Origin of the sequence: Streptomyces sp. NPDC021212 (genome assembly GCF_044332925.1) — a bacterium.
Classification (GTDB): Bacteria; Actinomycetota; Actinomycetes; order Streptomycetales; family Streptomycetaceae; genus Streptomyces.
On sequence record NZ_JBIRPZ010000004.1, the window covers coordinates 321934 to 335596 of the forward strand.

General features: G+C 69.2%; 9 protein-coding genes. 8 read left to right on the top strand and 1 reads right to left on the bottom strand.

The genetic code is table 11. The features are described from left to right. Positions 1 to 261: 261 nt before the first annotated feature. From ACH4SI_RS12930 to ACH4SI_RS12940, 3 genes are all read left to right on the top strand, one after another. The gene (locus ACH4SI_RS12930) at positions 262 to 972 is read left to right on the top strand and encodes a helix-turn-helix transcriptional regulator (RefSeq protein ID WP_398295743.1); all 711 of its coding nucleotides are present in this window, start codon (positions 262 to 264) and stop codon (positions 970 to 972) included. 50 nt (positions 973 to 1022) lie between these two features. Continuing rightward, complete coding sequence (locus ACH4SI_RS12935; RefSeq protein ID WP_398295744.1) at positions 1023 to 2105, top strand: inositol-3-phosphate synthase; 1083 nt, start codon at positions 1023 to 1025, stop codon at positions 2103 to 2105. 97 nt (positions 2106 to 2202) lie between these two features. Continuing rightward, positions 2203 to 3540 carry an MFS transporter gene (locus tag ACH4SI_RS12940; protein WP_398295745.1) on the top strand — a complete coding sequence of 446 codons (1338 nt, stop codon included), beginning with the start codon at positions 2203 to 2205 and terminating at the stop codon, positions 3538 to 3540. 18 nt (positions 3541 to 3558) lie between these two features. On the opposite strand, the gene ACH4SI_RS12945 is transcribed toward ACH4SI_RS12940, so the two are convergent. Next, entirely contained in the window at positions 3559 to 5049 is a 1491-nt protein-coding gene (locus ACH4SI_RS12945) for a CCA tRNA nucleotidyltransferase (RefSeq protein WP_398295746.1), read from the bottom strand. A gap of 190 nt (positions 5050 to 5239) precedes the next feature. Between ACH4SI_RS12945 and ACH4SI_RS12950 the strand changes: the two genes are divergently transcribed. The 5 genes from ACH4SI_RS12950 to ACH4SI_RS12970 all read left to right on the top strand — a co-directional run bounded on the left by ACH4SI_RS12950 (position 5240) and on the right by ACH4SI_RS12970 (position 13531). Next, a complete protein-coding gene (locus tag ACH4SI_RS12950) occupies positions 5240 to 7567 on the top strand; it encodes a DUF6049 family protein (protein WP_398295748.1) in 2328 nt (775 codons plus the stop codon). Between the two features lie 48 nt (positions 7568 to 7615). After that, the gene (gene murJ / locus ACH4SI_RS12955; RefSeq protein ID WP_398295749.1) at positions 7616 to 9994 is read left to right on the top strand and encodes a murein biosynthesis integral membrane protein MurJ; all 2379 of its coding nucleotides are present in this window, start codon (positions 7616 to 7618) and stop codon (positions 9992 to 9994) included. Positions 9995 to 10104: 110 nt separating this feature from the next. Continuing rightward, on the top strand, positions 10105 to 11841 hold the full coding sequence (locus ACH4SI_RS12960; RefSeq protein ID WP_398295750.1) for a protein kinase family protein: 1737 nt from the start codon (positions 10105 to 10107) through the stop codon (positions 11839 to 11841). A 38-nt stretch (positions 11842 to 11879) separates the two neighbouring features. Beyond that, on the top strand, positions 11880 to 12569 hold the full coding sequence (gene sigM, locus ACH4SI_RS12965) for an RNA polymerase sigma factor SigM (RefSeq protein WP_398295751.1): 690 nt from the start codon (positions 11880 to 11882) through the stop codon (positions 12567 to 12569). Next, positions 12566 to 13531: a hypothetical protein gene (locus ACH4SI_RS12970; RefSeq protein WP_398295753.1), complete on the top strand. Its 966-nt coding sequence runs from the start codon at positions 12566 to 12568 to the stop codon at positions 13529 to 13531. Before sigM ends, ACH4SI_RS12970 begins: the two co-directional genes overlap by 4 nt. Positions 13532 to 13663: the final 132 nt, after the last annotated feature.

Below are 13663 nucleotides of genomic sequence, written 5' to 3' on the forward strand. Positions count from 1 at the left end.
GCACTGCCTCCAGGACGAGGACGCAGGACAGCGTCACACGGTTCCCTTTGGTCTGCATGGCGAACAGAGTACGCATGGCCAAATCTTGTCTCCTCGGCACCTTCACTCCATAACGCTTCGGTTGAGTCCCACGAACCGGTGATGTGACGCCGTTCACGGTGGTCGCCCTTGTCCCACCGGGATCACGGTTCTATCGTCTGGATGTATCGAGTCGATACATCAGCTCGGCATAGTGGCCCCAGGAGACGGGAGAGGCGGGCGATGAGCAGACGCTCCGGCATACTCGAGTTCGCCGTCCTCGGTCTCCTCCGCGAGTCCCCGATGCACGGATATGAGCTGCGTAAGCGCCTCAACACCTCACTTGGGGTGTTCCGGGCGTTCAGCTACGGCAGCCTCTACCCCTGCCTCAAGACGCTGGTCGCCAACGGCTGGTTGATCGAGGAGCCCGGTAACGCCTCCGAGGAAGCCGTCGCGGCAACCCTCGCCGGACGCCGGGCGAAGATCGTCTACAGGCTCACGGCGGAAGGAAAGGAGCGGTTCGAGGAGCTGCTCTCCCACGCCGGCCCGGACGCATGGGAGGACGAGCACTTCGGCGTCCGCTTCGCCTTCTTCGGACAGACGTCGCGGGACGTACGGATGCGTGTGCTCGAAGGGCGGCGCAGCCGCCTGGAGGAGCGCCTGGCGAAGATGCGGGCCTCCCTGGCCCGCACCCGCGAGCGGCTGGACGACTACACCCTCGAACTCCAGCGGCACGGCATGGAGTCGGTGGAGCGCGAGGTCCGCTGGCTGAACGAGCTGATCGAGAGCGAGCGGGCCGGGCGCGACCAGCGCGACGAGCCCGCCGGGCAGGACCGGACGCCTGAGCAGGGGCCGGACCGGTCGCCGGAGCAGGACCGGTCAGGAGAGGCGGACGGCCTGCCCCGGCATCGGGGTGGTTCCCGGCCGGACCCGTCCGATGACACCGCCAAGTGAGGCCCCGCACCCCGCAGGGCTTCGTCGAGTACACACAGGGAGCAACCGGAATGGGTTCGGTTCGTGTAGCCATCGTCGGTGTGGGCAACTGCGCCGCGTCGCTGGTGCAGGGCGTCGAGTACTACAAAGACGCCGACCCGGACACCCGCGTGCCGGGTCTGATGCATGTGCAGTTCGGCGACTACCACGTCCGTGACGTGGAGTTCGTCGCCGCCTTCGACGTGGACGCGAAGAAGGTCGGGCTGGACCTCGCGGACGCCATCGGCGCCAGCGAGAACAACACCATCAAGATCTGCGATGTGCCGTCGGCCGGTGTCACGGTCCAGCGCGGCCACACGCACGACGGTCTCGGCAAGTACTACCGGGAGACCATCGACGAGTCCGACGAGGCCCCGGTCGATGTGGTCCAGGTCCTCAAGGACAAGCAGGTCGACGTTCTGGTCTGCTACCTGCCCGTGGGCTCGGAGGACGCCGCCAAGTACTACGCCCAGTGCGCCATCGACGCCAAGGTCGCCTTCGTCAACGCGCTCCCGGTCTTCATCGCCGGCACCAAGGAGTGGGCGGACAAGTTCACCGAGGCGGGCGTGCCGATCGTCGGTGACGACATCAAGTCGCAGGTCGGCGCCACGATCACGCACCGGGTGCTGGCGAAGCTGTTCGAGGACCGGGGCGTCATCCTGGACCGCACCATGCAGCTGAACGTCGGCGGCAACATGGACTTCAAGAACATGCTCGAGCGCGAGCGCCTGGAGTCCAAGAAGATCTCCAAGACGCAGGCCGTCACCTCGCAGATCCCGGACCGCGAGCTGGGCGCCGACAACGTCCACATCGGCCCGTCGGACTACGTGGCCTGGCTGGACGACCGCAAGTGGGCGTACGTCCGCCTCGAGGGCCGGGCGTTCGGCGATGTCCCGCTGAACCTGGAGTACAAGCTCGAGGTGTGGGACTCCCCGAACTCCGCGGGCGTCATCATCGACGCGCTGCGCGCCGCGAAGATCGCCAAGGACCGCGGCATCGGCGGCCCCATCCTCTCCGCCTCCTCGTACTTCATGAAGTCGCCGCCGGTGCAGTACTTCGACAACGAGGCCCGGGAGAACGTGGAGAAGTTCATCAAGGGTGAGGTCGAGCGCTGAGCCATCGCGCCGCGCCGTGAGGCGCTGATCTCCGCCGCTTGATCACGGGCCTCCGGGAATCCCCCCGGAGGCCCGTGCGGTGTGTGAAGGTGGCGTCATGCCCGTTGTGCGTGATCTCCGCGTGCTCCTGCGACTGCGCGACTTCCGCCATCTTCTGGCCGTCCGTCTGCTGTCCCAGTCCGCCGACGGCGTCTACCAGGTCGCGCTGGCCACCTACGTGGTCTTCTCCCCGGAGAAGGAGACATCCGCCGCGGCCATCGCCTCCGCCATGGCCGTCCTGCTGCTCCCCTACTCCCTCCTCGGCCCCTTCGCCGGTGTGCTGCTGGACCGCTGGCGCCGCCGCCAGGTCCTGCTCCACGGCAATCTGCTGCGCGCCGGGCTGGCCGCGGGAACCGCGGTGCTGGTTCTCGCCCAGGTGCCGGAGTGGCTCTTCTACGTCTCCGCCCTCTCGGTCACGGCGGTCAACCGGTTCGTCCTGGCCGGCCTGTCGGCGTCGCTGCCGCGGGTGGTGGACAGCCGGGAACGTCTGGTCATGGCCAACTCCCTCTCCCCGACCGCGGGCACGCTCGCCGCCACCGCGGGCGGTGGCCTGGCGTTCGTGGTCCGGCTGTCCGGCCCGGGTGGCTCCTCTTCGGACGCGCTGGTCGTCCTGCTGGGCGCCGCGCTCTATCTCCTCGCCGGACTCTCGGCGCTCCGCATGCCCTCCGGTCTTCTGGGGCCCGACCCGTCTGCCCTGCAACCGCACCTCGGGGCGGCCGTGGCGAGCACCGTCCGCGGACTCGTCGCCGGATTACGCCATCTCCTGCACCGCAGGGATCCCTCTCTGGCCCTGACCGCGATGACACTGATGCGCTTCTGCTACGGCGCCCTCACCGTCACGGTGCTGATGCTCTGCCGGTACGCATGGGCCGACACCGAGTCGGGCGGGCTGGCGCTCCTCGGTGTCGCGGTGGGCGTCTCGGGCGCGGGCTTCTTCGCCGCGGCGGTGATCACCCCATGGGCGGTGGGCCGGCTTTCCTCGCTCGACGCCTCCCGGCCGGACGGCCAGCTGCACTGGGTGATGGTGTGCGCGGCGATCGCCGCCTTCCTGGAACCGGGATTGGCACTCCCCTTCGAACCCGCCCCGATACTGATTGCCGCATTCGTTCTCGGCCTCATCACCCAGGGCGCGAAGATCGCCACCGACACCGTCGTCCAGTCCGCGATCGAGGACGACTTCCGCGGGCGGATCTTCTCCCTCTATGACGTGCTCTTCAACGTCGCCTTCGTGGGGGCCGCGGGCGTGGCCGCCCTGATACTGCCGCCGGACGGGAGATCGGCCGTTCTGGTGATCGGAGTGGCACTGCTCTACGCGGCGACCGCCGTCCTGCTCAGGTTTCACGTGAAACAGCGCCCCGGGAAACGCACCGGGGTCGACGTTTCACGTGAAACCTGACGCACCGGAGGCGCGACATCAGTCCTGAGACTGAGCCGCCCACCATTCCTTGAGCGCGGCGACGGCGGCGTCCCGGCCCATGGGACCGTGCTCGAGCCTCAACTCCAGCAGGTGCTTGTACGCCTTGCCCACCTGAGGTCCCGGAGCGATGCCGAGCACCGTCATGATCTCGTTGCCGTCCAGGTCCGGGCGGATCGCGTCCAGCTCTTCCTGCTTCTCCAGGCTCGCGATCCGCTCCTCCAGCCCGTCGTACGCCCGCGAAAGCGCCATGGCCTTCCGTTTGTTGCGCGTCGTGCAGTCCGAGCGGGTCAGTTTGTGCAGCCGGTCCAGCAGCGGCCCCGCGTCGCGCACATAGCGCCGCACGGCCGAATCGGTCCATTCGCCCGTGCCGTAACCGTGGAAGCGCAGATGCAGCTCGACCAGCCGGGAGACATCCTTGACCAGTTCGTTGGAGTATTTGAGCTTCACCATCCGCGCCTTGGTCATCTTGGCGCCCACCACCTCGTGGTGATGGAAGGAGACGCGGCCGTCCTTCTCGAAGCGGCGCGTCCTCGGCTTCCCGATGTCATGCAGCAGCGCGGCCAGCCGCAGCACCAGATCGGGCCCGTCCTCCTCCAGACCGATGGCCTGGTCCAGCACGGTCAGCGAGTGCTCGTACACATCCTTGTGCCGGTGATGCTCGTCACGCTCCAGACGCAGCGCGGGAATCTCCGGCAGTACGCAGTCGGCGAGCCCGGTGTCGACCAGCAGCCGCAGCCCCTTCCGGGGGTGGGCGCCCAGGACCAGTTTGTTCAGCTCATCCCGCACGCGCTCCGCCGAGACGATGTCGATCCGTCCGGCCATCGCCTTCATCGCGGCGACCACTTCGGGCGCCACCTCGAAGTCGAGCTGGGAGGCGAACCGCGCCGCGCGCATCATCCGCAGCGGATCGTCGGAGAAGGACTCCTGCGGGGTCCCAGGAGTGCGCAGCACCCGCGCGGCGAGGTCTTCGAGCCCGTTGTGCGGGTCGATGAACTCCTTCTGCGGAAGCGCCACCGCCATCGCGTTGACTGTGAAGTCCCGGCGGACCAGATCTTCCTCGATGGATTCACCGTAGGACACCTCGGGCTTCCGGGAAGTCCGGTCATAGGCTTCCGATCGATACGTCGTGATTTCGATCTGGAAGTTCTGATGCGTCCCGTTGTCGCCCGGTCCTCCCTTCTGGCAGCCGACCGTGCCGAAGGCGATGCCCACCTCCCACACGGCGTCCGCCCAGGGTCGGACGATCTTCAGCACCTCGTCGGGACGGGCGTCCGTCGTGAAGTCCAGATCGTTACCGAGGCGGCCGAGCAGCGCGTCCCGTACCGAACCGCCGACCAGGGCGAGGCTGAACCCGGCCTGCTGAAAGCGTCGGGCAAGATCGTCTGCGACGGGAGAGACCCGCAGGAGTTCGGCCACGGCGCGGCGCTGCACCTGGTTGAGCTCATTGGTGGACTGCGGGGATCGGCTGTCATTGTTGGCGTTCGGCACAACAGAACAGGGTACGTGGCCGCACGCCCCGGGGCCTCCACGTTGATCGTCGGTTCCATCACGGTGACGATCTTGTGGAGCCGTCCACAGCACTTCGTCACGGCGGGCATCGTTACCATTTCGTGGACGCACATTGCGACGACCACTGACGATCACTGACGATCACTGACGACAAGGGACGGGCGAGCGCGTGGCCGATGCGGCAGACCTCCGGGAGACGACGTCCTCTCGCGCCCGTCGATGGCTACGGCGGACCGGGGCTCTGCTCGCCGCGGCTCCGGTGCTCGCGGGCGTACTACAGGTCCCGGCGGCCCCCGCCGCCCACGCGGCGGGCAAACCCACGGGCTCACGCTCGGTGGACGTCGACATCACCTCGTTGACGCCCACCGCACCGACCAAGAGCGACACGCTCACCGTCAGCGGCACCGTCACCAACGACAGCGGTACGACGGTCTCCGGCGCCCATGTCGGCCTCCGTGTCGGCCCCACGCTGGAGGGCCGCAACGCGATCGACAACGCCTCCCGGCGGACCGGCTACCAGCAGGGCGCCGACGGCACCGAGATCGGCGGCAAGTACGCCGAGAAGATCGGCAAGCTGGGGGCGGGTGCCAGCCGGGACTTCACGCTCTCCATACCGGTGAACGAGCTGCACCTCGGGGAGAACGGCGTCTATCAGCTCGGCGTCTCCCTCAGCGGTCAGACCCGGAGCCGCCCCTGGGAGCAGGTGCTGGGCATCAAGCGCACCTTCCTGCCCTGGCAGTCGAGTGCGCCGGCCGCAAAGTCTCAGCTCACCTATCTGTGGCCGCTGATCTCCACGCCCCATGTGACCTCGCGCACCGATGCGGACGAGGATCGGACACCGATTTTCCGGGATGACCGTCTCAAGGCGGAGCTGGCCCCCGGCGGCAGGCTCCAGCAGATGGTCAGTCTGGGGAAGAACCTCCCCATCACCTGGGTGATCGACCCCGACCTGCTCGCCACGGTCGACGCGATGACACGGGAGTACGAGGTCCAGAACCGGCACGGGGACGGCACCACGGCGGGTCGGGGCCAGGCGGTCGCCAAGCGGTGGCTCAACGACGTGCAGAAGGCCATGGAGGGCCATCAGGTGGTCGCCCTGCCGTTCTCCGACCCTGACATCGCGTCGCTCGCCCACCACGGCAAGAACGTCCCCGGCGCCCTCAGCCACCTCCGGGATGCCACCGAGCTGGCATCGACGACCGTGCAGACCGTCCTCGGGGTGAAGCCGCGTACCGACTTCGCCTGGCCGGCCAACGGCGCGGTCGACTCCTCGATCGTCGACGTGGCCACCTCCGCGGGCGCCCACAACGTCATCGCCCGGAGCGACAGCCTCCGGGAGACCGGCAACCTCTCGTACACCCCCACCGCGACCCGGCAGATCGGCGGCGGCAACACGGCGGTGGTCGCGGACGCCCGGCTGTCCGCCGCCTTCACCGGCGACATGTCCAAAGCGGACAACTCCACGCTCGCCATCCAGCGGTTCCTCGCCCAGAGCCAGATGATCAACCTGCAGGCGCCGGACAGGCAGCGCAGCATCGTGGTGGCTCCGCAGCGCATCCCCACCACCAGCCAGGCGCAGGCGATGGCGGCGGCCCTGGACGGCCTGTCCGGGCAGTGGACCGAGCCGATGAACCTGGGGCAGGCCGCGAAGGCCAAGCCCGACCCGAACGCCACCGAGCGCGTGCCCAGCAGCCGCCTGTACCCCGCTTCGCTCCGCCGCGAGGAGCTGCCGACCCAGGCGTTCGAGGACGTCCGGGAGACCCAGGGCACGCTCGACGAGTTCGAGACGATCCTCACCGCCAAGTACCGGGTGGTCACCCCCTTCGGCAACGCGATCCGGCGGGTGATGTCCACCTCGTGGCGGGGCGACGCCCGGGGCGCGACCCACTTCCGCGACGGTGTAAAGGGATATCTGAACGGACTGACCAAAAAGGTGCGCATCATCCCGAAGACGGACATGACGCTGTCCGGGCGGAGCGCGACCATCCCGGTGACCGTGCAGAACAACCTGGTGCAGGGGGTCCGGCTGCGGCTGGTCCTCGAGTCCCAGCAGGGCAACCGCCTGGCGGTCAGCGAACCCCAGGTGGTCAACGTCGAGGGCGGGCACAGCCAGTCCGTGAAGTTCGGGACGACGGCCAACGCGAACGGCCCGGTGTGGGTGTCGGCGCGGCTCGTCACCCCGGACGGGCAGCCCTACGGGGACAAGAGGTTCTTCGAGGTGGATGTCACCGAGATCACATCGACCGTCATCCTCGTGATCGCGGGCGGTGTGCTGCTGCTGGTCCTCGCCGGAATCCGGATCTACCTCCAGCGCAAGCGGGCCACCACCACGAACGGCGGCGACGAGGACGTGCAGGAGGACGAGGCCACGGATGCGGAGGCCGACGGAAACGACCCCGCCGCCGCCCTCGTGCCCGAGCAGCCGAGTGACCCGGCGCCGGACACCGGATCGCAAAGCGCCGGGGCATCCGGCGCGGGTGAGAAAGTGGACCATTGAGCAATTCCGGGGCCGGTCGGCCGCAGCGGACGATGAGGTGGGGTAGCGATGAACGCGCCGTATGACGGTGAGAGGCGGATGCCACCGCCTTTCCCCCACGCGCCCCAGGAACCCTACGGACAGGAACCGCACCAGAACGATCCGTACCTGGGCGACAGCAAGCAGGCACCTGCGAGCGATCCGCGCCAGGACTACGGGCAGTACTACGTGCAGGACCCGTACGGGGACGACCCGTATGCGACCGGCAGCTTCACGCCGCACCCCTATGCGACGCAGGACAGGTACGGACATGACCCGCTGACGGATCCGCTGTACGACCGGTCCGGCCCCCAGCAGGGCGGCTACCAGCAGCAGACGCCGTACCAGCAGCAGGGCGCCGCCCCGCAGCCCGCCGCCCCGCAGGGCGCCGACCCGCGGGAGTGGCCGGTGGCACCCGGCTCCCAGGAGCCGTCACAGCAGCAGTACGCGGCCGACCCCGCCGCCACGGGTTACGGCGACCGGGGCGGCTACGGGGCGGGGGAGCAGCCGCAGCAGGACGCCTTCGCGCACCTCTACCGCGATCAGCAGCAGCCCTACGACGCGCAGCGTCCCCAGGGGTACCCGCAGGGCGCCGCACAGGGCTACCCGCCCGTGCCCCCGCCGGGCCAGCCGCCGGTGCCCGGGCCCGCGCGGCACGAATCCGCGCCCCCGTCGGCCGGCGCCCCCACCATGGCCGCTCCGGTGGTGAGCGCCCCCGAGACCGACGACGAGAAGGCCGAGAAGGCCGAGGCCGCCCCGAAGCGCTCCGGCGGCCGTGCGGCCGGTCTGCTCCAGTCCAGCGCTCTCATGGCCGCCGGCACCCTGGTTTCCCGGCTGACCGGCTTCGTCCGGCAGATGGTGATCGTCGCGGGCCTCGGTGCCGCCTCCCTGGGCCAGGCGTACGCGGTCGCGTACCAGCTGCCCGCGATGATCTACTTCCTCACCGTCGGCGGCGGTCTGAACTCCGTCTTCGTCCCACAGCTCGTGCGTGCGATGAAGGAGGACAAGGACGGCGGTATCGCCTACGCCAACCGGCTGCTCACCCTCGCGATGGTCACCCTCGGCGGCCTGGTCGCCCTGTCCATGTTCGCGGCCCCGGCACTGATCCGGATGCTCTCGGCGGACATCGCGGGCGATCCTCCCGCCAATGAGGTCGCGGTCACCTTCGCCCGCTACTGCCTGCCCACCATCTTCTTCATGGGTGTGCACGTCGTGGTCGGCCAGATCCTCAACGCCCGCGGCAAGTTCGGCGCGATGATGTGGACCCCGGTCCTCAACAACATCGTCGTCATCGCCACCTTCGGCCTCTTCATCTGGGTGTTCGGCACCTCCAGCACCTCCCAGATGGGCGTCACCACCATCACGGACGAGGGCGTGCGGCTGCTCGGCATCGGCACACTGCTCGGCCTCACCGTGCAGGCCCTGGCGATGTTCCCCTACCTCCGGGCCTCCGGTTTCCGCTTCCGTCCCCGCTTCGACTGGCGGGGCCACGGCCTCGGCAAGGCCGCCAAGCTCGCCAAGTGGACCGTGCTGTTCGTGCTCGCCAACCAGGCCGGGAACATCGTGGTGACCCAGCTCGCCACCGCGGCCGGTACCGACGCCGCCAACATGAACGCCCCGGGGGCCAGCTACGTCGGCTACACCAGCGCGCAGCTCATCTGGAACATGCCGCAGGCCATCATCACCGTCTCGGTGATGGCCGCCCTGCTGCCCCGGCTCTCCCGGTCGGCCCACGACGGCGACCCCGGAGCGGTCCGCGACGACATCTCCCAGGGCCTGCGCACCTCCGCCGTCGCCATCGTCCCGCTCGCCTTCGGCTTCGTGGCGCTCGGCGTCCCCCTGTGCACCCTGCTCTTCGGCACCTCGGGCACCCCGACGGCTCAGAACATGGGATACATCCTGATGGCCTTCGGCCTCGGGCTCATCCCGTTCTCGGTGCAGTACGTCGTCCTGCGCGGCTTCTACGCCTACGAAGACACCCGCACCCCCTTCTACAACACGGTGATCGTCGCCGCCGTCAACGCCGCCGCCTCCGCGCTCTGCTACTTCGTTCTCCCGACCCGGTGGATCGTGGCCGGTATGGCCGCCTCCTACGGCCTTGCGTACGCCGCCGGCGTGGGCCTGGCCTGGAAGCGACTGCGCAACCGGCTGGGCGGCGACCTCGACGGCCGCCGTGTCGTGCGCACCTACACCCGCCTGGTGGGCGCCAGCATCCCCGCCGCTCTGCTGAGCGGTGCGGCGGCTTATGCCATCACTCAGGCGCTGGGATACGGCATGTCCGGTTCCGTAGCCGCATTGGCGGGTGGAGGTCTCGTTCTTATCGCGGTCTTCTACATTGCTGCGAAACGGATGCGCATTGAAGAGCTGACGGCCATGGTCGGTATGGTGCGCGGACGACTCGGACGCTGATCATTGAGCACAACCATCGTCCGCCATCGTGTGTCGTGCATAGCGGCGGACTGTGGGCACAATTGTCTTGGCTCGGAGTAGGCGCAACGGATGGGGAGGCAGGAACGACGGTGGCGGAACGGAGCACGGCTGCCGTCGACGTGGCCGACAGCGACGGCGAGGAGTCGCTGACCGCCGAGGCGGGAAAGGCCACGGCCGACGGGGCGGGGACGCAACAGAAGGCCGGTAAGGAAACAGAGGCCGCGGGCAACCAGGACAATGGTGCCGCGGCCGACGTAAGCCCTCCCGAGCTGCACAGCGGCCACAAGCTGGCCAGACGTTACCGTTTGGAGGAGTGCGTCACCCGACTGGACGGATTCAGCAGTTGGCGTGCGGTGGACGAGAAACTGCGCCGGGCCGTCGGCGTTCACGTCCTGCCCGCCGACCATCCGCGGGCCCGTCCGGTGCTGGCCGCCGCCCGCTCGGCGGCGCTGCTGGGTGACCCCCGCTTCGTCCAGGTACTCGACGCCGTCGAGGAGAACGACCTCGTCTACGTCGTCCATGAGTGGCTTCCCGACGCCACCGAGCTGACCACCGTGCTCGCCACGGGACCGCTCGAGCCGCACGACGCCTATCAACTGGTCAGCCAGGTCTCCCAGGCCATGGCCGCCGCTCACCGCGAAGGCCTGGCCCATCTGCGGCTGAACCCCGGCTCCGTGCTCCGCACGGAATCAGGCCAGTACCGCATCCGCGGCCTGGCCGTCATGGCCGCGCTGCGCGGCATCAGCTCCGACCACCCACAGCGCACCGATACCGAGTCCATCGGCGCGCTGCTGTACGCCGCGCTCACCCAGCGCTGGCCGTACGACACGGACGCCCACGGCCTCTCCGGACTGCCCAAGGGCGTCGGCCTGATCGCCCCCGATCAGGTCCGCGCGGGAGTCCACCGAGGATTGTCCGAGCTGGCGATGCGCGCGCTGGTCAACGACGGCGCCACCGCCTCCCGCCAGGACCAGCCCTGCACCACCCCTGAGGAGCTGTCCAAGGCGGTCGCGGCCATGCCGCGCATCCGGCCGCCCGAGCCCGCGTTCACGCCCTCCGCGGCGTTCCAGCGCACGAATTACCAGCAGGGTTACGGCCAGCCGCCCGCCCACGGCGGCCCGTCGCGCACGGCCGGTCCGGCCGCGGTCCCCATGGCTCCGCCGCCCCCGCTGCAGAGCCGTACCGGCAAGGCCCTCAAGTGGACCGTCTCGGCCCTGCTGATCGCTGCCCTGGGCCTCGGCAGCTGGCAGCTCGCGGACACCCTCCTCAAGGAGGAGAACAAGCCGGATCCGGGTAAGTCCACCAGCCAGAAGGACGACGACAAGCCCGGTCAGGTTGCCAGCAAGCCGATCCAGATCCAGGACGCCGCAGAGTTCGCCCCGGACGGGGCATCGCAGAACGCCGACGAGGCCGACCTCACCCACGACGGGAATGCGTCGACCGCCTGGCATACCAAGAGTTTCATCGATGGCCCTGCGCTCGCCCCGAGCGTCAAGAAGGGGGTCGGGATCATCTATGACCTCGGCTCGGAGCAGAAAATCAGTGGCGCCTCGCTCTCACTTCGGTTCGGAGGCTCCTACACGGAAGTCTCGCTGTACGGTACGGATTCCCTCACACCATCCGCGTCGGCAGTGGACCCCGTCGGCTCGTTCACCAAGCTTGCTTCGGGCCAGACTTCATCCAGGACGTCCGATCTGAAGGTGAACGGCACCAAGAAGAGCCGCTACGTCCTCGTCTGGATTACCGCTATGCCGAACTCACCGCGCGACGCCTACAGCCAAGCTGGTCACAAGCAGGCCATCACTGAAGTGAAGTTCACCGGCTGACCCCAGGGCAGCCGGCCGACCGGGGAGGGGGCTCAACGTTGGACGACGCCGCCATCGGCGGAGCAAGCGACGGCGAGCTCCTTGCCCAGCATGTGGCCGGCGATCCGCATGCCTTCGGTGAGATCGTGCGACGCCACCGCGACAGACTCTGGGCGGTGGCGCTGCGCACCCTCGGCGACCGGGAGGAGGCCGCGGACGCGGTCCAGGACGCGCTCGTCTCCGCCTACCGCGCCGCCCACACCTTCCGGGGCCAGTCCGCCGTGACGACCTGGCTCCACCGCATCACGGTCAACGCGTGCCTGGACCGGGCGCGCAAGGCCGCCTCCCGTCGCACCTCCCCCGTCGACGACACCGAGCGGCTCGAGCAGCTTCTGGAGCCCCACGAATCGGCCGCGGCGCCCGCCGAGCGCGGCGATCTCCATCGCGAGCTACTCGGGGCGCTCCGCACCCTCCCGCCCGAGCAGCGCGCGGCCCTGGTGCTGGTCGACATGCAGGGCTATCCCGTGGCAGAGGCCGCCAAGGTCCTGGACGTCCCCACCGGCACCGTGAAAAGCCGCTGCGCGCGGGGACGTGCCCGGCTGCTGCCGTTGCTCTCGCATCTCCATCCCAACGGAAGGGGTAGCGTCCCCTCGGGCGGGGGAAGGAACCGGTCGCAGGGGACATCCGTCCCACCAGCGGCAGGACCGACTGACACAGATGCCGTGAAGGGCGGAGGTGGGCGAGCGTGACATCCTCGACGGACACGGACGAGCACCCGGAAGTCGCGGAGATCTCCGCACTCACCGAAGGTCTGCTCTCTCCGGGCCGCACCGTCGATGTACGCACGCACCTCGCCACCTGCGGGCTGTGTGCCGATGTACAGACGTCTCTGGGTGAGATCCGCTCGACGCTGGGCACCCTGCCCGGGCCGCTGCGGATGCCCGACGACATCGCGGGCCGGATCGACGCCGCGCTCGCCGCCGAGGCCCTCCTCGACGCGACAGCCCCCGGCGACCGCTCCTCGGTTTCACGTGAAACCGAGGACGCTGACTCCGCTGGGCTTGTTTCACGTGAAACCGAAACCGCGGCGAGCCCCTCAGGCCCTGCGGTAGAGGGAAAGCCCTCCCCGGCCGTGGACCGGCCCGCGGGGCACCCGCGCGCCTCTACCGGGCCAGGGCGCAAGACCATCCCCCGCGTCGCCGCAGGGGCCCGTGGAGGCCGTTCCCGGCGCTGGTCCAAGGTGCTGCTCGGCAGCGCGTGCGCCGCCGCCGTCATCGGCCTCGGCGCACTCTTCTTCCCCGGTGGCTCGGACGACAACGATGGCCCCGGCGCCACGGCCCATGCGGACCCCAGCTCCACGGCGAAGGCCACTCTCTCCACGGCGGCCCTCAAGGGCCGTGTGCAGGAGATGCTCGCCGAGCAGAAGAGCACCCCGTCGCACGGTGTCACCACCCAGAACACTCCGGATATGCCGCTGCGCGCGGACGACCCGGTGGTTCCGTCCTGTGTCCAGCGCGGGACCGGCCGGTCGGAGCCGGTTCTCGCCGCGCAGCAGGACACCTACGGCGGCAAGACGGCCTACATCGTCGTGCTGCCGCACCGCTCCGACAGCTCGCTCGTCGACGCCTTCGTGATCGACGCCTCCTGCGTCTCCGCTTCCCACGCCAGTCCCGGGAAGCTTCTGGTGACCCGTACGTATCCGCGCGGCTGAGGCACAGCCCACAACCACGGCCCGCCTGGCATCATGCGGGAATGCCGGACCCGTAGGATCCGTTGGGTGGGATGGCAGCGGTTCTCCGGAAACCCGGGGAGGGCGCCGTCGTCCAGTCAGCAGTCGGCAGTC

Bases quoted from the DNA above. Each gene is read 5' to 3' on its own strand.
- murJ (WP_398295749.1), top strand. From the start codon at position 7,616: ATGAACGCGCCGTATGACGGTGAGAGGCGGATGCCACCGCCTTTCCCC.
- ACH4SI_RS12940 (WP_398295745.1), top strand. From the start codon at position 2,203: ATGCCCGTTGTGCGTGATCTCCGCGTGCTCCTGCGACTGCGCGACTTC.
- ACH4SI_RS12935 (WP_398295744.1), top strand. From the start codon at position 1,023: ATGGGTTCGGTTCGTGTAGCCATCGTCGGTGTGGGCAACTGCGCCGCG.
- ACH4SI_RS12930 (WP_398295743.1), top strand. From the start codon at position 262: ATGAGCAGACGCTCCGGCATACTCGAGTTCGCCGTCCTCGGTCTCCTC.